Genomic DNA, 19,655 nt, shown 5'->3' with positions numbered 1-19,655 from the left:
ACAAATGAGGCACTGGACAGCACCCGTCAAGCCTCTTATGTAGTGAATGATAAGAAAGTGTCGGGAGACATGCAACATGGCGATGGGCAGACCCCGCGCCTTCGACCGAGAAGCCGCACTCGACCGGGCGATGGACGTGTTCTGGCGCAAGGGCTACGAGGGCGCGACGCTCGCCGAGTTGACGCGCACGATGGGCATCAATCCGCCGAGCCTCTATGCCGCCTTCGGCAACAAGGAGGGCCTCTTCACCGCGGCGCTCGACCGGTACAGCGCCCGCATCGAGAGCTATCTCGCCGACATCCTCGCCGCCCCGACGGCGCGCGAGGTCGTCTCGCGGATGCTGCACGGCAAGGCCGACTATCTGACCGACCCCGCCAACCCGCCCGGCTGCCTCTATGTCCAGGGCGGGCTCGCCTGTGGCGACGATGCCAAGAATGTCCCCGCCGAACTCGGCCGCCGCCGTGCCCGCGCCGAAGTGGCGCTGCGCGAGCGCTTCGAACGGGCCTCGGCCGAAGGCGACCTTCCTCCCGACGCGATTCCGGCGGTGTTGGCGAGCCTCGTCATGACGCTGATCCAGGGCATGGACGTGCGCGCTTCGGCCGGCGCCACGCGCGAGGACTTGCACAGCCTCGTCGATCTCGCACTCGCCGGATTGTTCCCGGCGCCGGCCGACACCGCACTCCAGACCGCCCCCTCTGGGCGGAGCTGACCGCCGGTGAGAGCACGAGCGTCGCTCGTCGTGTTCACCAAACGCCCCGGGCCGACACCTCTCCGGGTCCCGGCAACCAGCAACCCTCGATTTCTGCAGCACGAACTCGTCGATCCGGTTCGGTTGGTCGTCCGGTCGTCGATCTGTCGAGTATGTCGGTGAACCCGGGTTGTGCTCCCGCGAGCCCCCGCCATCGACGATCTCCGAAGGCGCGAGACTCCCGAGATCGTGCAGCCGTCGAAGCCGCCGACGCTCTCTGCCGCCCGCGTGACGACTCGGCCAGTTCGCCGAATCCCCGGCGGCATCGGCCCGGCGTATTTCTTTCGCCGGGCATGAAACGCCGTCTCGCCGATGCCCGCCGCGCGGTAGACCTCGCCGACCGCCGGCGAAGCGACTTCGTCGTCGTCGTGCTCCGTCTTCCGACCCGCTCCCGAACTGGAAATTTCCAGTTCGGGATGGCGGGAAAGGTGAGCGGCCGGTCAACGGCGTGTCCCTCGACACGCCGCGCGTTCCTTTGCGTCCGCTCCTCGCAGAGGTCGCCGAGCACGTCCTGTCCGGGCTCGCCTCAGCGCCGCGTCGAACCGAGATCGCGGGATATGCGCTCGCCGGTCTCTTTCAGCCGTTCCACCAGATCGGCGAATTCTTCCGCGCCGATGTTCTCGACGATGGTCGAGGCACTGACGGCGGCGACCATCCTGTTCTCGTGATTCCACACCGGAACCGAGGCGCAACGCACACCGCGGACGTTCTCCTGCTCGTCGAGCGCCCAACCGGCTTCGCGAACCTTCGCCAGTTCGACGAGGAAGGCGGCGCGATCGGCGATCGTCGCTTCGGTGACCGGCTCGAAGTCGTAGTCGGCGAGTGTCGCCTCGAGGGCGGGCTTGGGCAGGAAGGCCGTCAGCACCTTGCCGATCGCGGTGGAATGGAGCGGCATGCGGCGGCCGATCCGCGAATAGGCGATGATCGAGCGGGCGCCTTCGATCTTGTCGATGTAGACGCCGAACTTCCCGTCCTGGACGCCGAGATGCGCGGTCTGTCCCGTCTCGGCGGCGAGGCGCACCAGATGGGGCCGGGCGACGGAGACGAAGTCCTTGGTCTTCAGCACGAGGAAGCCGCGCTCGAACAGCTTCATGCCGAGTCTGTACGGGGCATTGGGCTCGGCCTGCTCGATGTAGCCGAGCGACTGGAGGGTCTTCAGAAGCGAATGCAGGGTGCTCTTGTGGAGCCCCGTCTTCTGGCTGATTTCGGTGATCTTCAGCTCGGTCTCGCGCTCGTTGAAGAGATCGAGAATGCCGAGCGCACGCTCGACCGACTGGATGAGAGGCATCGTCCACCTGCGTCGCGAAAGGGCTCGCGCCAATCGAGGGCGCTCCATGGCCAGTCCTACATCATCGAACCGCGTCTTGCGACGCGGGGCGATCCCGCATGCCTCTGCGTTCGATCGGCGGCGGCACATCGAGCGCTTTTACGGATTTACGGCCTTCGTCGGACCATGTAAGTTTCTTTATGTCGAACACAGTTCTATAATATAGAACTCCACAGAGAAGGAGGTCCTGGTGACCAAGGCACTGTTCTCCGGCATCATCCCGCCGGTTTCCACCATCTGGACGCCCGACGGCGCGTTCGATCCGGTCGGCCAGACGGTGGTGATCGAGAAGCTGATCACGGCGGGCGTCGATGGGTTGTTCATGTGCGGCACCGGCGGCGAGTTCTCGCAGATGACGTCGGCCGAGCGCATGGCGGTCGCGGAGTTCGCGGTGAAGCTGACGGCCGGGCGCACCAAGGTGATCGTCGGCGTCGGCTCGAACGACCCGCGCGAGGCGATCGCACTGACGGAACACGCGAAGGCGATCGGTGCGGATGGTGTCGTGGCGGTCAATCCGTCCTACTGGAAGGTCACGGAGAGCAATCTCTTCAAGTACTTCTCCGACATTGCCCGGGCCTCGGACCTGCCGGTTCTGCTCTACAACATTCCCTTCCTGACCGGTCAGGACATCACCCCCGAGTTCGCCAGGTCGCTGGCCACGGCCCACGACAACGTCGTCGGCATCAAGGAGACGATCGACTCGATCGGGCACGTCCGCTCGATGATCAACACGGTCTGCGCCGTGCGTCCGGACTTCGCGGTGTTCTGCGGCTACGACGATCATCTCCTGACGACGCTGCTGCTCGGCGGCGCCGGGGCGATCACCGCCAGCGGCAACTTCGCTCCGGAACTGTCGCTCGCCATTCACCGCGCCTTCGTCGCCGGGGATCTCGCCACGGCGACGCGCGAACATGCTCGCCTCGTCCAGGTCCCGGCGATCTACGGACTGGATGCGCCCTTCGTGAACGTGGTCAAGGAGGCCATGGTTCTGGCCGGGGTCGGCATTTCCACCCACTGCCTCGCACCGGCGACGCCGCTCGCCGCCGACAAGATCGCGACGGTCGCGGAGATCCTGCGCCGCGCGAAGATCATCGACTGAACGATCGAAGAGACGACCAACGAAAACGCATAGGCCACATCAGGGAGGCCGACATGGCGATCGCCAGCATCTATGGACGCGAAACGGAAGAGCTGTATGTCGCGACGACCAACGTTCCGGGGCCGGAGGGCAAACTGCCCCTGACCCCGGAAATGTTGATCCAGCGCCCGAGCGGCGACATCTTCGGCATGACGCTCAACGCCGGAATGGGGTGGGATCCGACCAGACTGGTCGGCCCGGAAGTGCTGATGATCGGCACGACCGGCGGCATTCGCGGCGCCGACGGCAAGCCGGTCGCGCTCGGACTGCACACCGGACACTACGAGACGCCGCTGCAGTTCGCGGCGGCGGCCGAAACGGTGGCCGCGGCGGGAGGCATTCCCTACGCGGCCTATGTCTCCGACCCGTGCGACGGACGCACTCAGGGCACCACCGGCATGTTCGACTCGTTGCCCTACCGCAACGATGCGGCGGTGGTCATGCGTCGGCTGATCCGCTCGACGCCGGTCCGCAAGGCGGTCGTCGGTCTGGCGAGCTGTGACAAGGGCCTGCCGGCCGTGATGATGGCGCTCGCCTCCCAGCACGATCTGCCCACCGTGGTGGTTCCCGGCGGGGCCACGCTCATGCCGACCACGGGCGACGACGCGGGCAAGGTTCAGACCATCGGCGCGCGTTTCGCCGCCGGCGAGCTGTCGCTCGACGAGGCCAGCGTGCTCGGCTGCAAGGCCTGCGCGTCCGCCGGTGGCGGTTGCCAGTTCCTCGGCACGGCCGGCACGTCGCAGGTCGTCGCGGAGGGCCTCGGTCTGGCATTGCCGCACACGGCGCTGACGCCTTCGGGTTCGGCCGTATGGCTGGAGGCGGCGCGTCAGGCGGCGCGGGCGGCGCTCGAGCTCCACGAGGCCGGAATCACCACGAAGGACATCCTGACCGACAAGGCGATCGAGAACGCGATGGTCATCCACGCCGCCTTCGGCGGTTCGACCAACCTCCTGCTCCACGTGCCTGCGATCGCCCATGCGGCGGGGTTGAAGATCCCCTCGGTCGACGACTGGACCGAGATCAACCGCCGGGTTCCGCGCCTCGTCAGCGTCATCCCGAACGGCCCGGTCTATCACCCGACGGTCCGCGCCTTCATGGCGGGCGGCGTGCCGGAGGTGATGCTGCACCTGCGCAAACTCGGGCTGCTGCACGAGGACGTGCTGACCGTCACCGGCGAGACGCTGAAGGCCAATCTCGACTGGTGGGAAGGCTCCGAGCGCCGTCGCCGCTTCCGCGCGATGCTGCTCGCGCAGGACGGTGTCGAGCCCGACGACGTCATCATGTCGCCTTCGCAGGCGAAGACGCGGGGGCTCACCTCGACCATCACCTTCCCGATCGGCAACGTCGCGCCGGAGGGTTCGGTGATCAAGTCGACGGCGATCGACCCCTCGGTGATCGATGCCGACGGCGTCTATCGTCACAAGGCCCCGGTGAAGGTGTTCACCTCGGAGGCCTCGGCCATTCGTGCCATCAAGTCGGGCGGCATCCAGGCCGGTGACCTGATGATCGTGATGGGCGGCGGACCTTCGGGGACCGGCATGGAGGAGACCTATCAGCTCACCTCCTCGCTGAAGCATCTCTCCTACGGCAAGCACGTGGCGCTCGTCACCGACGCCCGCTTCTCGGGCGTATCGACGGGGGCGTGCATCGGCCACGTCGGGCCGGAGGCGTTGGCCGGAGGTCCGATCGGGCGCCTGCGCGACGGCGACGTCGTCGAGATGGTGGTCGACACCCGCAAGCTCACCGGGTCGTTGAACTTCCTCGGTTCCGTCGAGGCGCCGGTGAGCCCGGAGGAGGGGGCGAAGATCCTCGCCGCCCGCCCGGTCCATCCCGACCTGCGGCCCAATCCGGCGCTGCCCGACGACACCCGCCTCTGGGCGGCGCTGCAGGCGGCGAGCGGCGGCACTTGGCGCGGTTGCGTCTATGACGCCGATCGCATCATCGCAGCGCTCGGAGCCGGGCGAGCCGCGTTCGCCGACGCCGCGGAGTGAGCGGTGGGGGGACGGGAGGAGCCGCACCCCCGCCCCACCCGATGAAGACCCGTCGCGCCCCGAGGCGCGGCGGATCGCTGCGGCCGGCCGACCGGGCTCGGCGCTCCTTCCCACGACGATCGAAGACGGGCTCGCGGCCCTACCGGCCGCGGTCGGCGACGGCGTGCGCGCGAGCGACCCGGACCGGAACCACGAAGACATCCCGTATCATCGGGGGGAGTGAAGTCATGCCAATTCTCATCGTCGTAGCCGGCATCGTTCTGCTCTTGCTTCTGATCATGAAGCTGAAGCTCAACACCTTCGTCTCGCTCATCATCACCTCCTTCGTCGTCGCGCTGGCGCTGGGGCTGCCCTTCGACAAGATCGTCAAGTCGATCGAAGGCGGCATCGGCGGCACGCTCGGCCACATCGCCCTGATCTTCGGCCTCGGCGCCATGCTCGGCCGCCTGATCGCCGATGCCGGCGGTGCCCAGCGCATCGCGGTCACCCTGATCGAGAAGTTCGGCGAGAAGAACGTCCAGTGGGCGGTCGTCGTGTCGTCCTTCATCATCGGCATCGCGTTGTTCTTCGAGGTCGGCCTCGTCCTGCTGATCCCGATCGTGCTGACGATGGCCAAGCAGATGCGCATCTCGGTGCTGCATCTCGGCGTGCCGATGTGCGCCGCCCTGCTCGCCACCCACGCCTTCCTGCCGCCCCACCCCGGCCCCACCGTCATCGCGGGTGAATACGGCGCCGACATCGGCAAGGTGCTCGTCTATGGCATCCTCATCGCCATCCCGGCGGTGATCATCGGCGGCCCGGTCTACAATGCGATCGCCAAGAAGCTGGTGCCGGAAGGCTTCACCAAGAGCCCGGATCTCGATGCCATCGGCGGTCAGACGCTGATGGCGATCGAGGCCACCCCGGCCTTCGGCGTCTCGGTCTTCACCGCCATGCTGCCGGTCATCATGATGTCCTTCGCGGCGATCGTCGCGGTGGTGCGCTCGTCCTATGGGATCGGCGACAATGTCGCTTTCCAGATCATCCGTCTGGTGGGTGACGCCTCGGTGTCGATGGTCGTGTCGTTGCTCTTCGCGATCTGGACCATGGGCCTGAAGCGCGACATTCCGATCAAGGACGTCATGGCCTCGTGCTCGACCGCGGTCGCTCACATCGGCATGATGCTTCTGATCATCGGTGGCGGCGGCGCCTTCAAGCAGGTGTTGATCGACGGCGGCGTCGGCAAGTACGTGGCGCAGCTCTTCGCGAACTCGTCGGCTTCGCCGCTGCTCTTCGCCTGGGGCGTTGCCGCGATCCTGCGCATCTCGCTCGGTTCGGCCACGGTGGCGGCGATCTCCACCGCCGGTCTCGTCATTCCGATGCTCGCGACGCACCACGTCAATCTGGCGTTGATCACGCTGGCCACCGGCGCCGGTTCGGCCATCTGCAGCCACGTCAACGACGCCGGCTTCTGGATGTTCAAGGAGTATTTCGGCCTGTCGATGAAAGAGACCTTCGCGACCTGGACCGTGCTCTCGACGATCGTTTCGCTGGTCGGTCTGATCGGGGTGTTGCTGCTCGAGGGCTTCGGCCTCTGACGCACCACGAGCGAAACGACCGATACTCTCGCGGGCCCGGCGAAGACCGGGCCCGCGCATCATGTCGATGGCATTTGGTCGCCGACATGGAAACGGCCTGTCTGCTCCGGCCGAGAAGCCCGCACGGGAGGGGCGAACTCGTGGACGCGATCCGGAGGCCGCGGCGTTTCACGGCCGGTCGGCAATTCGATCGGATCGCGGGCGATCGCCTTCAGAAGAGATGGAAGGCCTGCGGCGCCGGGAGGCGGATCGCGGCGAAGGCGATGCCGAACGGTCCGAGGCCGCCGGCGACGACGGCGAAGGAAGGCCGTGCCGGCGATCGGTCCGATCCCTGAAGACCCGATCACTTCGAGTTCTCGGCCTCATCCCCCCGAGGCAGGGAAGGAGCAGGGCCGACGACGGATTCCAGATTCGGCGCAGCCGTCTCGCTTCCCTGTTCGGCCGAGACCGCGATGCTGCGGTTCCCTGAATTCTCTCCACCGACCCGCTGTTCGGGGACCCAGGGAAATCGAGCGTATCTATCGGAAATTGCGCACGTTTCAGATGCCGACCAGGGACGAGACCAATCCGATCAGTCCGCAGGCGGCGATGACGACGGCGACGTTCTGCTTGAACCGGAAGAGCGCCAGTGCCGCGCCCAGCGCGATGAGCGCGGAGAACCAGTCGAAGCGACCGCCCCAGCCCGCCGGCCACAGGACATGGCGGCCGAAGAACAGCGCGAGATTGAGGATCACGCCGACGATCGCCGCGGTGATCGCGGTCAGTGGCGCCGTGAGCTCGAGGTTGCCGTGGGAGCGCTCGACGAGAGGTCCGCCGGCGAGAATGAAGACGAAGGACGGCAGGAAGGTGAACCACGTCACCAGAACCGCCGCCGCGACCGCCGCGAGGAGCTTCGCCTCCGGGCCGAACGGCGCCTGCGTCCAACCGCCGACGAAGCCGACGAAGGTGACGACCATGATCAGCGGCCCCGGCGTGGTCTCGCCGAGCGCCAGACCGTCGATCATCTGGGCCGGCGTCAGCCAGCCGTAGTGCCCGACCGCGCCCTGATTGACGTAGGGCAGCACCGCATAGGCGCCGCCGAAGGTCAGCAGCGCCGCCTTGGTGAAGAACCACCCCATCTGCGTCAGCGTATGGCCCCAGCCGAAGGCCGCCGTCAGGCTCGCCATCGGCAGCAGCCAGAGGAGGGCACCGCCGACGGTGACGACGGCGAGGCGCCCCCACGAGAAGAGTGCGTGCGGTGGCGTCGCCGTGTCGTCGTCGATGACGGCGGCGCCGAAACGCGCCTGCGCCGCCCCGTGACCGCCGCCGGTCCGAAACGCCTCGGGCAGGGCGCGCGATCCGATCCAGCCGATCAGCGCCGCAATCGCCACGATCGCCGGAAACGGCACGTCGAACAGGAAGATTCCGGCGAAGGAGGCGGCGGCGATCGCCCACAGGACGCCGTTTCGGAGGGCGCGCCGGCCGATGCGATACGCCGCCTGCAGGACGATCGCGGTGACCGCCGGCTTGATGCCGAAGAAGAGCCCGGCGACCAGCGGCACGTCGCCGAAGGCGCAATAGATCCAGGAGAGCGCGATCAGCACGAAGAGCGACGGCAGCACGAAGAGTCCACCGGCGACGATCCCGCCCCAGGTCCGATGCATCAACCAGCCGACATAGGTCGCGAGCTGCTGCGCCTCCGGTCCGGGCAGGACCATGCAGTAGTTGAGGGCATGGAGATACCGACGCTCCGAGATCCACCGCCGGTCCTCGACCAGTTCCTTGTGCATCAGGGCGATCTGCCCCGCCGGACCACCGAAGCCGAGACAGCCGATCTTCAGCCAGACGGCTGCCGCCTGCCCGAGGCTCGGGGCGGGCGGGGGGCCGGAAACGGCATCGGAGGGAATGGGCGCGTCCAAGCGGGGACCTCGTCGGAAGTGACCGGGAATTCGCAGCAGAGCACGGTTCGCCGCGTCTCGACCGTCCTGCCCGTCGGTACGGATCTCTCCGGTAGAATACCCATCGATCGCCGATCCGTCGCCGATCGATTGACCCGGCCCCGTGATCGCCTAGAATCGTGCACGATGGGAGTTGCTCCGTGACGCTGCTTTTGCGCCTCGCACTGGCCTTCGTGATCGTCGTTGCCGGCTCGCTGCCGAACGCAACGGCGTATGCGAACGCGTCGGCACCGTGCGACCACGGTGTCGTCGAGCATCTCGCCCGCAGCAGCGACGAAGGCTGCTCGGGGACCCATGGCGCCGAGGTCGACCATGGTCTCGACCACTGCACGGCAGCCGTCGGCGGCTGTTGCGCGCCGCTGCTCGCGGCGCCCGTGATCGGGGCTCCGGTGACGACGACGGTCGTCGTCGCCTGGATCTCCGCGATCGATCGTGCGCCCGTCGGCCACAGCTTCGCGCCGGCGACACCTCCCCCTCGCGCCTGACCCGTGTCTCGAGGTCTTTCGACCTCGCCGCGTGGCGTGTTCCGCACGTCCTCCACGCATGTGGCGTGCAACCGCACGCCCGTCGACACACGTCTCGTTCGAGAAGGATCTCATGACCAACGACAGACACTTCACCACCCGACGCGGCTTCGTCGGGGCGATGGGCTTCGGTGCCCTCGGTCTCTACGCCACCTGGGCGGCCTATGGCGCGTCGCCTCTGCCCTTCGGCTCCGTCGGATCGTCCGGCGCGCCCGACCCCCATGCCGGTCACGGCGGCCTTGCCGAGCCGGCGTCCGGCGAGCCCCACGAGGTCGCGCGCCTGTCGCCGGCCGAATTCGAGAAGCGGCACGCCGACTTTCTGAAGACCCATCGGCAGGCGGACGGCTCGGTCCGGCCGCACGCCGCCGCGCCCCACGACGAGACGGCCCATGACGAGACGGCCCATGGCGCGACCTCCCACGCGGGACACGCCGGCCACGAGGCGCCGACGCCGTCGCCCGATGCCGGCCACGATGCCCACGCCGGCCACCCGCCGGCGCCGCCCGCCGCGGCCGGACACGATGCTCACGGCGCCCATGGCGCCGCCGCGCCGTCGACGGTCGCCGTTTCGCCGCCGCCCGCTCCGGCCCACTCGGCATCGGCCCACGACGACGCTCCGATCGAGGTCTATCTGAGCGCCGGTCGCTTCGCCTTCGAGCCGGACGATCTCCGCCTGGAAAAGGGGCGGACCTATCGCTTCCACATGATGGCGACGGACGTCGCGCACGGCGCCTCGATCGCCTTCGGCAGCGCCAGCCGCATCGTCCGCCTCCGCCCCGACACCGTCACGACCCTCGACCTGACGTTCCGCGAAGCGGGCCGCCATCTCGTCTACTGCACGGTCTACTGCGGCCCCGGCCACGACGCGATGCACGCGTCGATCACGGTCGCCTGAGGTGGAGGACATCATGACCGACATCACCCTCTCGACCGGGACCGACGACGTCCACGCGGTCGCCCACCCGAAACTCTCCGAGCGGCTCGCGGGCCTCGCTTCTTGCGACCGCCGTCTGATCCTGGCCTGCGTCGTCGCCTCGCTCGCCCCCCTCGTGCTTGGCCTCGGCTTCGGCCTGCTCGTCGTGCTGGCCCGCGGCGGCTTCCTCGCCTTCGACCCGGAAAACGCCTACCGGCTGTTGACGCTCCACGGCACGTCGGCCTTCTTCTGGTGGCTCTATCTCGCCCAGGTGACGCTGATGGTGTCGCTCGCCGCCGGCGAAAGCCCGGACGGGCTGAAGGCGCGTGCGCTGATCCGAGCCGGTCTCGTCGCCCTCGTGATCGGCATGATCCTGTCGGAAGCGACCGCCCTGTCGAAGACCGCGCTGCTCTACGACGCCAACCCCGACCTCGGTCACGAAGACCCGGCGGCGGTCGCGGGCATGGCCGGCGGCTATCTGCTGCTCGGTCTCGGCCTGACGCTCGCGAGCCTCGGTGCCATCGTCACCGTGCTGCGCGCGCGCGACGAGGACGGGTCCATGAGCGCGATGGGCTTCGGCGTGCTCGCCTGGGGCGGCTTCCTGATCGTCTCGGCCATCGCCGCGGTCAACGCCTTCCTGCCGAACCTGCTCTGGGCGCTCGACCGCGGTCCGTTTCCGGTCCATGCCGCGACCGAGTGGCACATCCTCTTCCACAATCTGCACTACCTGCCGCTGATGGCGGCGGTGTTGACCTGGTACGCCATCACCCGCGAGACGACGGGGATCGGATCGGTCTTCGGCGCGACCTTCTCCAAGGTCGTGTTCGCCGCCTATCTCGTCTTCGTGCCGCCGACCTCGCTCTACCACATGTTCCTCGAGCCCGACCTCGCCGAGGGCGTGCGGGTGGTGGGAACGCTGCTGTCGCTCTTCGTCTCGGTGCCGACGCTGATCGCCTTCCTCGTCATCGTCTCCTCGCTCGAGGTGTCGACCCGCAGGAACGGCGAGACCTCCGGTCTCTTCGGCTGGATCGGGCGGCTGCCGTGGCGCAATCCGGCCTTTTCGGCGATGGGCGTGGCGATCGTCTCGACCCTCCTCGGGCTGGTCTTCGCCTTCGTCCTGATCCAGGAGAAGTTCGCGCCGCTGATCTCCGACACGTTCTTCGTGCCGGGCTACTTCCACTTCTTCGCCGTCGGCGCGGTGAGCCAGTCGTTCCTCGCCGCCTTCCTGATGATCCTGCCGCCTCTGACCGGACGGCGGGTGTGGCGACCGCATCTCCTGTCGCTGCTGCCGTGGATCGTGCTCGTCGGCCTCCTGATCTTCGGCGCCTGCGGCATCCTCGCCGGTCTGGAGGGCGTCCCGCGCCGGACCTTCGACATCGGCTACGACGGCGCCGCACCCGCCGCGTGGGGCGTGCTGATGCGCGGCGTGGCGATCGGCGGCGTGGTCTTCGCGGCGGCCCTCGCCGTCGAGGTCTTCGGCGTGGCCATGACCTTCTTCGGCCCGGTGGCGGCCGAAGCGACGTCCGCCCCGGCGCCGGCTTCGGTGGTCACCGAGGCGACGGCGGCTCCGGCCGCCTGGACCGGACCGATCGCCGTCGTCCTGCTGGTCGTCCTGATGACCGGCGCGACGATCGGCGCCTTCGAACTGATGCACACGCTGCCGATCGTCGCCGTCGGCGGCGGCGGCCACGCCCATTGAGGAGAGCGTCATGACCCGTCGAACCATCGGAATCGAGGCGACCCTCGTCCTCGTCGTCGCGGCCGTCTGGGCGATCCTCGCCGCGGTCTACGCGTTGTCGCCGTCACTCGGCATGCCCGGCTACGTCCGCGTCTGGGGGGCCGGAGCCCTGGTGTTCCTGGCGCTGGCCGTACCGCTCCTGCGACGACGCAGGGCGAGGTGAGAAGGAACGGCCCTCGAGACGGGCCGCTCCGCACCCCAGAGGGTTCCTCCTGCCGATCGAAAACCGGCACGGGGAGTTGGGCGGTCGCTCCTGCGTTCGACGGCTCGAAGTGTTTGATCCTCACGGGAGGAAAGGATGACGGCCAGGCAGCCATGCGGGTGCAGGGGCCGTTTCGATCCACCCTCCGCGAGGGGGCGACGACACCGGCTCGCCGACCATGCGGGGCATGACGTCGTTTCGATCCACGCCCCCCACCGCCACCAGCCCTCGACGACGAGGGGCTTTCTGTCTTTTCGCGTGCCACGCCGAGGCGTTCCGACACGTCTGCGACCTGTGCGGGTGCGTCCTCGAGCTCCGCGCCTCGAGACCGGCTCGGTACGGGAAACGCGCCTTCACGGAACCCTCCTCGTCCCGATCGCGGGATCACGATCGGAAAGTTCCGGCCCGGATCGGTCCGGGCCGGCGCGCGTATTCCATGAAGGCCGCTCCGTCGTCGACGTCCGCGCGCGTTTCGACGAATGCCACGCGCGCGCTCCGGAGGTTTGCCGACACGTCGGCCAGCGTGTGCGGGCTCGACCAACGAACGTCGGCGAAGGGATCGACGAACCTCGGAAGGCGCTTCCATCCGACGAGCCAGAAACCGCCGTCGACCGCGGGGCCGAAGACGAGGTCGTGGTTCCCGAGGGCACGGAATGCCGCTTCGATGTGGTGGGGGCGTATGCCCGGAACATCGGAGCCGACGAGCACGACCGGGCCGGGTGGCTGGATGCGGGCGACCCCGGTCATCCGCGTGCCGAGATCGCCCCCCGGCTGGACGATCCGGGGAATGCCCGGCGGCCAGGGGCCGCTTCCCGCCGGGGTCACGGCGAGTAGGGTCTGCCAGCGCGGGTCGCGCCCGACCGATCGAATCGTCTCGGCCAGGATCTTGCGCTGAAAGCCGACGGCGGCGACCGCGCCGATGTCGCGGGCGAGGCGCCGCTTGCCGGCCCCCAGACGTGGCAGACGCGCGAAGACGAGCAGATGGCGTCGGATGGGAGCCATGATCCTCACCCGTAGAGACGTGCGATGGTGGTCGCCGGCACACCGGCGAAATGGAGCGTCAGGCAGGTGAGATTGCGCGCCGATCGCCGCCACCAGCCGTCACGCTCCCAACGCTCGGCCGAGGTGATCGCGGCGGTTTCCAGGGAAACGATGCGGGACCGGCCGATCCGGCGCACCAGATCGACGTCCTCCATGATCGGCAGGGCGGAAAAGCCGCCGATCGCCCGGTAGAAGGCGCGCGAGATCAGCAGGCCCTGGTCGCCGTAGGGCAGGCCGAACCAGCGGACGCGAAGCGCGACCAGCCGTTCGAGGCGCCGGGCCGCAGGCGTCGCCGTGTCGAGTGCGAAGCGAAAGACCGCCGCGCGTTCGCGGTTCGCGTCGTCCGCGATGAAACGCTCGACCTCTTCGCGCCAGGTCGGCGCGAGGACGGTGTCGGCGTGGAGGAAGAGAAGCCAAGCACCCTTCGCCTCCTCGGCGCCACGCGCCAACTGGGTGCCGCGCCCGCGCGGGCCGACGACGAGCCGGGCGCCGGCCCGTCTCGCGACATCGACGGTCTCGTCCGACGAACCGCCGTCGACGACGATCACCTCGTCGCCCGAGCCGAGCGCGGCGAGGGTCGCCGGCAGGTGCGCAGCGGCGTTCAGGGCCGGGACGATCACCGACAGCACGATCAACCGGAGCAGGAGGCGCCGCCGAGCACGCAGAAGCGGGCGCAGTGGCGATGGTTGAGACTGACGGGACGCGCCGCTTCGGCGAGCGAGCCACCGAGATCGAAACGGCGATCGTCGGGCAGCAGGGTGCAGGCGACCACGCGCGGGCCGGCGTCCTCCTTGCGGCGGACCACCATGCGCGACGTCGCGCACATGACGGTCTCCGGCGCCTTGCCGAGGATCCCCCAGCAGGCCTCGGAGATCTCGGGCACCTCGACGGTGTCGTCGAGATCGGGAAACAGCACCAGCCGCCCGGGGTGGTGCGCGTCGATCGCGAGCCCGAGCGTGTCGAACAGGCGCCGAAACCCGTCGCGGACGGTCTGCTCGTGCTGCCCCCGTGTCAGACGTGCGGCGACCGACGTGTCGAACCCCTGAGCCGCCAGCCAGCGCAGCCCTGCGATCGCCGGCGCCCAGGAGCCGGCGCCTCGGATCGCCTCGTGTTCCTCGGGTGTGGGACCGTCGAGCGAGACGCGGAGCGCGATGCGCCCGGGGTGGGCGCGCGCCAGTGCGACGAGTTCGGCCTCGAGGCGGCGCATCGGTCGCATCGCATTGGTCAGGATCAGAACACGGAATCCGAGATCGAGCGCATCCTCGAGCATGCCGATCAGGTCGGAATTGACGAAGGGCTCGCCGCCGGTGAAGCCGATCTCGCGGACGGCGGGTCGGAGCCCGGCGGCCTCTGTCAGAAACGGGCGGACCTCGTCGCGGCGGATCGACGACAGGCGGTCGTTGCGCGGCGAGGAGTCGATGTAGCACCCGGCGCAGGTCAGGTTGCAGAGCGTTCCGGTGTTGATCCAGAGCGTCTCCAGCGCCTCGAGCCGGACGTGTGCCCGCGGCAGTCCGGCCTGGGTCCACCTGGGATCCGAAAACCGCTCCAGAGGGACGATCGTCGACAGGTTCGTGCGCTCGTTCATGACTGTCACCGCACCTCGGGCAGCCCGGCCCGCCGCCAGGCGAGGATGCCGCCGGCGATGTTGTGGAGATCGGAAAAGCCCTGTCCGGCGAGCCGCTCGCAGGCCGTCGCCGAGCGCTTGCCACCGTGGCAGATCACCACGATGGTCCGGCCGCGATGGGGCTCGAGTTCGCCCACGCGATCGACGACCTGCCCGAGCGGGATCAACAGGCTGTCCGGCACGTGGCCGATCTCGTATTCGTGCGGCTCGCGCACGTCGAGGACGAGCGCTCCCATCTCGATCAGGGCCTGAGCCCGGCGCGGGTCGATGTCCTCGACGCCGCGCAGAATGTTGACGAAGCGCTTCCACACCTCGCGGGGGCCGTCGACGAGCGCGGCGAGAGCGGAAACGGCGGGTGAGCGAGTGGTCTGGGTCGTCATGATGCGGGATCCTCGGGATTCGGGTGTGATCATCGATCTCAGATCGGCGCGGGGACGCTCCCTTGCGGGTCGGCGGTCTCCGGTCGGCGACGGTCGAAGGCGAAGAGGCCGGCGCCCGGCAGGCTGGCGAGCCCGACGATGACGAAGAAGGCCAGCGACGCGCCGACGGCTTCCACCTCGCCGACACCGGCCTGGGCGAAGAAATAGAGGTAGGCCGCCTCGCGGACGCCGAGGCCGGAGATCGACACCGGCAGCATGGTCACGGTGAAGATCATCGGCGTGTAGACGAGGCAGGCGGCGAGGCCGACCGGTATGCCCATCGCCTCGAAGATGCAGGCGTTCACGGCGGCCACGAACACCTGGAACAGGATCGAGAGCACGAAGACGCGCAGGAACAGGGCTCTGTTCCGGATCGTCGCGCGGACGGCGGCGACGGTCGCGCGCGCGGTCTCGCCGATGCCGGTGAAGCGCGGCGGCAGCAGCTTGGTGACCGCCGCTTCGGCGACCCGGGGGACGAGGAACAGCGCGACGAGGGCGAGGTCGATCGCCAGGAACAGGGCGACGAGAGCGGCGACCCGTCCGCCGACCGCGACGAAGGGGAGGCCGAGCAGTGCGGTGAAGCCGAGCGCCACGCCGGCGACGAGCCGTTCGGTGATGACCGATCCGACGGCTTCCGGCGTCTCGCCGGTATCACGGGTCGTCGCCCAGGCGCGCACGGCGTCGCCGCCGACCGTCGTCGGCAGCACGTTGTTGAAGAACAGGCCGACGAAATAGTGGCGGAGCAGCCGCGCGAACGGCAGGGCATGGCCGCGCGCGGCGAGGATCAGTCCCCATTTCCAGGCCGAGACGGCGACGGCGACGAAGACGGCCACGAAGGCGAGTGCCGTCCAGGCCGGATCGAGAGCGAGAAGCCTGCCGCCGAGGCTGCGCAGGTCGAGCCGCCACGCCACGACGCCGATCAGGGCGAGGGTCACGACGGTGCGCGGCGCCCAGGTTCGGAACGCCGATTTTTCGCGCGGGGTGCTCATGGTTCGACTCCGGTCGGTTGCGCGGCCTCGATCAGGGCGCGCCGGGCGCGCAGGCTCCGGACGACGAGGGGGGCGACGGCGGACCCGGCCAGCGTGATCGCCACCGTGATCGACAGAGCCCAGAACAGAACCTTGGCCGACTGCGTCAGCTGCCCGCCGAGACAGGCGTAGAGGAGGGTGCCCGGCAACTGCCCCAATCCGGTCGCCGCGAGGTAGCGGGTGAAGGACATCGGCGTCAGTCCGGCGGCATAGCTGACGGCTCGGAACGAAACGAAGGGCAACAGTCGGGCGATCAGGACGGCGCGATTGCCCCAGCCGAAGAAGAACAGGTCGGTGACCTCCAGCGCCCGCGTGTCGCCGACCAGCCGCTGCACGACGGGGCGGCCGAGGCCCCTGGCGATCCAGAAGCAGATCGCCGCCCCCACCATCGAACTCGCCCAGGACAGACCGGCACCGGCGAGCCAGCCGAACAGCAGCCCGTTGGTGAAGGTGACGAAGAAGGTCGGAACCGGGATGAAGGCGACCTGGATCGCCACCATCAGCGCGGCGGAGACCAGCGGCGCCCACAGGCCGAAGCTCAGGAAATGGTCGCGCAGCCCGCGGATCGTCTGTTCGACGTCGCCCTCCGAGACGACACGGATCGCCCCGGCGATGCCTTCGCGCACACCCGGTACGATGAGACAGAGCCCCGCGCCGGCCGCGAGCAGTGCGATGACCGCCAGGGTGGCGCGTCTGGAGACGGCGACTTGCATGGATGAGAACTCCGGGATGGGTTCCGATCGGATGAGGGACGGTGTCGTCGCGTGCGATCGCGGTGAGGGGCGGCGCCGGCGATCCTCTCGCGGCACCGCCCCGTCCGGTTCACTTTTCGAGCGGGTACTGGGCCGGATCGGCCGACGACCAGTCCCACATCGAGCCGGCGTAGTTGCGGATCCTGTAGCCGGCGTCGGTCAGGGTCGAGGTGAAGAAGCCGGAGCGGATGCCGCCGGTGCAATAGGCGATCACCTCGGTGTTCCGGTCGATGCCCAGCCCTTTCAGCCGTTCGGCGAGCTGCTCCCTGGTCAGGAGATGGCCGTCGGTGCCGATGAGGTCCTTGTACCAGATGTGCCTGGCGCCGGGGACGTGACCGCCGCGGCTCTCGCCGTAGGGGGTCTTGCCCTCGTACTCGCGCGGCTCGCGGGTGTCGAGGATGACGACGCCCGGCTTGCCGATGGCGGCCTTCACGTCCTCGCGCTTGACCTCCCACCTGGCGGTGCGGGCGACGACGAAGTCGCCGGGGGTCTTCGGCGCGGTGACGGTCGGGATGCCGCCCTTCACCAGGGCCTGATAGCCGCCGTCGACGAAGACCGCGCCGGGGTGGCCGAGCGTGCGCAGCGCCCAGGTGACGCGACCGTCTTCGCCCCAGCCGTTGATCGGATCGGCGATCGCCACCACCGGCTTGTCCCTGGCGATGCCCGCTCCCTGCAGCACCCTGGTCAGAGCCCGATCGTCGTCGAGCAGCTTTCCCTTTTCGGGAACGTTCGGATAGGTCAGTTGCGGCCAGACCAGCGGAACGGCATTGGGCAGCGGATCCTTGGCGCTCAGCTTGGGATCGCGATTGTCGAGAACGACCGCACCGTCGGCGATGAGCCGGCGCGCCTCTTCGGCACTCACCACCCATTTGCGATCGAGCGTCTCGACCCCGGTCGGCGAGGCGGCCGACGCCGGACGAATCCCGACGTGCGGCGCCATGCCGACCGTCGCGGCGATCAGAGCGCTCGCCAGGAAGCCGAAGAGTATTTCACGACGGTTCGACATGTTGCTCTCTCTGTTGGACAAATCTGACTGTTTCTATATATTTAGTAGACTATCAGTGCGGCGCCGCCGGCGCAGCGGACGAAATCCCATTCTCTCGCCGAGAAGCGAAATACGTTTGCGCCGCGCTCGGGGCTCCGAACGGTGGCGATTTCCGGCGGCGTGTGTGGCGGGAGGTGCGTCGGTTCCGCGGGGTTGCTCGGCGGCGGCGAGCGCCGAGGCGAGGAAGTCCATCGTGTCGGTGGTGACCCGACAGCCCGACGTCGGCCGGCGCCGGGGCCGATGATCGTCTTCGACGACGATCACTGCGACATGGGCGGCATCTTCGCCGAACTCCTCGCCTCCGGCTAGGCATGGGGCGGCAGGGGGACACCTGCCGCGCGGGCGCGGATGTTGTCGCGCAGGCGGTGCCATCGCAGCACCGTCTGCGGGGCGAAGCGCATGTGGAACGGGGCGGAGCGGAGTGGTTCGACGCGCAGGGCGAGGTCCTGTTCGCGGACGCCTTGCGCCCATTCGGCGAGGATGCCGCCGAGCATGCTGCCCGTCGGCACGCCGCGTCCCGACAGTCCGGTCAGTGCGGCGACGCCCGGCGCGAGGTCGTAGAGGCGCGGGACGGTCCGCGACTGCATGTCGAGTTCGCCGAACCAGAAGAACGGCCACTCGATCGGTCCTCGGATCTGCGGATGGAGCCACTTCAACCGGTCGGTCATGATCTGCCGGGTGTGGGCGAGATCGCGCCCGCGCCGTCCCATCGGGAACATCGAGGCGACGATCCGGCCCGCGGCATCGTACTTGTAGACGTAGATGTCGCCGCGGCCGTCGTGGATGGTGGTGTTGCGCGGCAGCACGCTGCGACGTTCCTCCGGCGGCAGCGGCGCCGTCGCGGCGACGAAGACCCGCATGATCCGAAAGGTTCGATCGAGCCCCGGCCAGCCGCCGACCGTGTAGGCCCCGGTCGCGAACAACACCTTGTCGGCGACGACGGCACCGCGCGGGGTGACGACGCGCCAGCCGGCCGCGGTGCGATCGATGCCCGTGACCGGCGTGTCCGGATGGACGCTGCCGCCTTCCGAGAGAACCGCCCGGGCGAGGCCACGGGCATAGCCGAGCGGGTTCAGGTGGCCGGCCTCGGCGTGGAACCAGCCGCCGTGGAAGCGCGGGCTGCCGGTGATGCGTTCGGCCTCGTCGCGGTCGATCAACCGTGTATCGGCACCGACCGCGTTGTAGTCGCGGACCTTGTCGGCGAGACGCGGCAGATCGCCGGGCGTCGCCGCCGCCATCACGTAGCCGTTCTGCTGCCATTCGCAGTCGATGGCATAGTGCGCGATCATCGCCGAGACACGCCGGTTCGCCTTGGTCTGGCGATCGATCAGGCGCTCCGCCCAGGGCTCGCCCAGCATCCGACGGATCTCGGGAAGTTCGTAGTGGGTGAAGGTCGGCGTGCAGTGCCCGGCATTGCGCCCCGACCCGCCGAAGCCGATCTCCCGCGCCTCGAGGAGGACGACGCCGACGCCGGCTCGCGCCAGTTCGAGCGCCGTCGTCAGCCCGGTGTAGCCGCCACCGACGATGCAGACATCGGTCCTGCGATCACCGTCGAGCGGCCGCATGTCGGGAGGCGGCGCGGCGGTGGCGTACCAGAGGGTGGTCTCGAACGGCGAGAGCTTCGGATCGGCAGCCATGATCGGAACCCTCC

At 68.8% G+C, this 19,655-nt stretch carries 18 protein-coding genes; 8 read left to right on the top strand and 10 right to left on the bottom strand.

Translation table 11 applies throughout. The features are described from left to right. Positions 1-76: 76 nt before the first annotated feature. Positions 77-709, top strand: a complete 633-nt coding sequence (locus ACT541_RS12755; RefSeq protein ID WP_476137416.1) for a TetR/AcrR family transcriptional regulator — start codon at positions 77-79, stop codon at positions 707-709. A 565-nt stretch (positions 710-1,274) separates the two neighbouring features. On the opposite strand, the gene ACT541_RS12750 is transcribed toward ACT541_RS12755, so the two are convergent. Then, positions 1,275-2,036: an IclR family transcriptional regulator gene (locus tag ACT541_RS12750; RefSeq protein WP_476137414.1), complete on the bottom strand. Its 762-nt coding sequence runs from the start codon at positions 2,034-2,036 to the stop codon at positions 1,275-1,277. A 229-nt stretch (positions 2,037-2,265) separates the two neighbouring features. Between ACT541_RS12750 and ACT541_RS12745 the strand changes: the two genes are divergently transcribed. The 3 genes from ACT541_RS12745 to ACT541_RS12735 all read left to right on the top strand — a co-directional run bounded on the left by ACT541_RS12745 (position 2,266) and on the right by ACT541_RS12735 (position 6,781). After that, a complete protein-coding gene (locus ACT541_RS12745) occupies positions 2,266-3,174 on the top strand; it encodes a dihydrodipicolinate synthase family protein (protein WP_476137412.1) in 909 nt (302 codons plus the stop codon). A 53-nt stretch (positions 3,175-3,227) separates the two neighbouring features. Next, positions 3,228-5,204, top strand: a complete 1,977-nt coding sequence (locus ACT541_RS12740; RefSeq protein WP_476137410.1) for a YjhG/YagF family D-xylonate dehydratase — start codon at positions 3,228-3,230, stop codon at positions 5,202-5,204. A gap of 227 nt (positions 5,205-5,431) precedes the next feature. Beyond that, on the top strand, positions 5,432-6,781 hold the full coding sequence (locus ACT541_RS12735) for a gluconate:H+ symporter (RefSeq protein WP_476137408.1): 1,350 nt from the start codon (positions 5,432-5,434) through the stop codon (positions 6,779-6,781). A gap of 539 nt (positions 6,782-7,320) precedes the next feature. On the opposite strand, the gene chrA is transcribed toward ACT541_RS12735, so the two are convergent. Next, the gene (gene chrA / locus ACT541_RS12730) at positions 7,321-8,679 is read right to left on the bottom strand and encodes a chromate efflux transporter (RefSeq protein WP_476137406.1); all 1,359 of its coding nucleotides are present in this window, start codon (positions 8,677-8,679) and stop codon (positions 7,321-7,323) included. A gap of 179 nt (positions 8,680-8,858) precedes the next feature. Between chrA and ACT541_RS12725 the strand changes: the two genes are divergently transcribed. The 4 genes from ACT541_RS12725 to ACT541_RS12710 all read left to right on the top strand — a co-directional run bounded on the left by ACT541_RS12725 (position 8,859) and on the right by ACT541_RS12710 (position 12,056). Continuing rightward, positions 8,859-9,203, top strand: coding sequence for a hypothetical protein (locus tag ACT541_RS12725; protein ID WP_476137404.1), 345 nt, complete (start codon positions 8,859-8,861; stop codon positions 9,201-9,203). 112 nt (positions 9,204-9,315) lie between these two features. Continuing rightward, positions 9,316-10,137 (top strand): cupredoxin domain-containing protein, encoded by an 822-nt coding sequence (locus ACT541_RS12720; RefSeq protein ID WP_476137402.1) that lies wholly within the window; start codon positions 9,316-9,318, stop codon positions 10,135-10,137. A gap of 13 nt (positions 10,138-10,150) precedes the next feature. Next, entirely contained in the window at positions 10,151-11,854 is a 1,704-nt protein-coding gene (locus tag ACT541_RS12715; protein ID WP_476137400.1) for a cbb3-type cytochrome c oxidase subunit I, read from the top strand. A 10-nt stretch (positions 11,855-11,864) separates the two neighbouring features. Further along, positions 11,865-12,056, top strand: a complete 192-nt coding sequence (locus ACT541_RS12710; protein ID WP_476137398.1) for a hypothetical protein — start codon at positions 11,865-11,867, stop codon at positions 12,054-12,056. A 423-nt stretch (positions 12,057-12,479) separates the two neighbouring features. Here the strand turns inward: ACT541_RS12710 and ACT541_RS12705 are convergent, their stop codons facing one another. The 8 genes from ACT541_RS12705 to ACT541_RS12670 all read right to left on the bottom strand — a co-directional run bounded on the left by ACT541_RS12705 (position 12,480) and on the right by ACT541_RS12670 (position 19,641). Next, the gene (locus ACT541_RS12705) at positions 12,480-13,097 is read right to left on the bottom strand and encodes a TIGR04282 family arsenosugar biosynthesis glycosyltransferase (protein ID WP_476137396.1); all 618 of its coding nucleotides are present in this window, start codon (positions 13,095-13,097) and stop codon (positions 12,480-12,482) included. Between the two features lie 5 nt (positions 13,098-13,102). Beyond that, positions 13,103-13,756: a TIGR04283 family arsenosugar biosynthesis glycosyltransferase gene (locus ACT541_RS12700; protein WP_476137394.1), complete on the bottom strand. Its 654-nt coding sequence runs from the start codon at positions 13,754-13,756 to the stop codon at positions 13,103-13,105. Positions 13,757-13,767: 11 nt separating this feature from the next. Beyond that, the gene (locus ACT541_RS12695; RefSeq protein ID WP_476137392.1) at positions 13,768-14,721 is read right to left on the bottom strand and encodes a radical SAM protein; all 954 of its coding nucleotides are present in this window, start codon (positions 14,719-14,721) and stop codon (positions 13,768-13,770) included. A 5-nt stretch (positions 14,722-14,726) separates the two neighbouring features. Beyond that, positions 14,727-15,140 carry a rhodanese-like domain-containing protein gene (locus ACT541_RS12690; protein ID WP_476137390.1) on the bottom strand — a complete coding sequence of 138 codons (414 nt, stop codon included), beginning with the start codon at positions 15,138-15,140 and terminating at the stop codon, positions 14,727-14,729. Positions 15,141-15,178: 38 nt separating this feature from the next. After that, entirely contained in the window at positions 15,179-16,168 is a 990-nt protein-coding gene (locus tag ACT541_RS12685) for a lysylphosphatidylglycerol synthase transmembrane domain-containing protein (RefSeq protein WP_476137388.1), read from the bottom strand. After that, positions 16,165-16,920 (bottom strand): TVP38/TMEM64 family protein, encoded by a 756-nt coding sequence (locus ACT541_RS12680; RefSeq protein WP_476137386.1) that lies wholly within the window; start codon positions 16,918-16,920, stop codon positions 16,165-16,167. Before ACT541_RS12680 ends, ACT541_RS12685 begins: the two co-directional genes overlap by 4 nt. A 109-nt stretch (positions 16,921-17,029) precedes the next feature. Further along, the gene (locus tag ACT541_RS12675) at positions 17,030-17,965 is read right to left on the bottom strand and encodes a sulfurtransferase (RefSeq protein WP_476137384.1); all 936 of its coding nucleotides are present in this window, start codon (positions 17,963-17,965) and stop codon (positions 17,030-17,032) included. A gap of 344 nt (positions 17,966-18,309) precedes the next feature. Beyond that, a complete protein-coding gene (locus tag ACT541_RS12670) occupies positions 18,310-19,641 on the bottom strand; it encodes an NAD(P)/FAD-dependent oxidoreductase (protein ID WP_476137382.1) in 1,332 nt (443 codons plus the stop codon). Positions 19,642-19,655 lie beyond the last annotated feature (14 nt).

The sequence above is a fragment of the Pinisolibacter sp. DMC100 genome, assembly GCF_056313705.1.
This window is presented reverse-complemented; position numbering and strand designations above follow the sequence as displayed.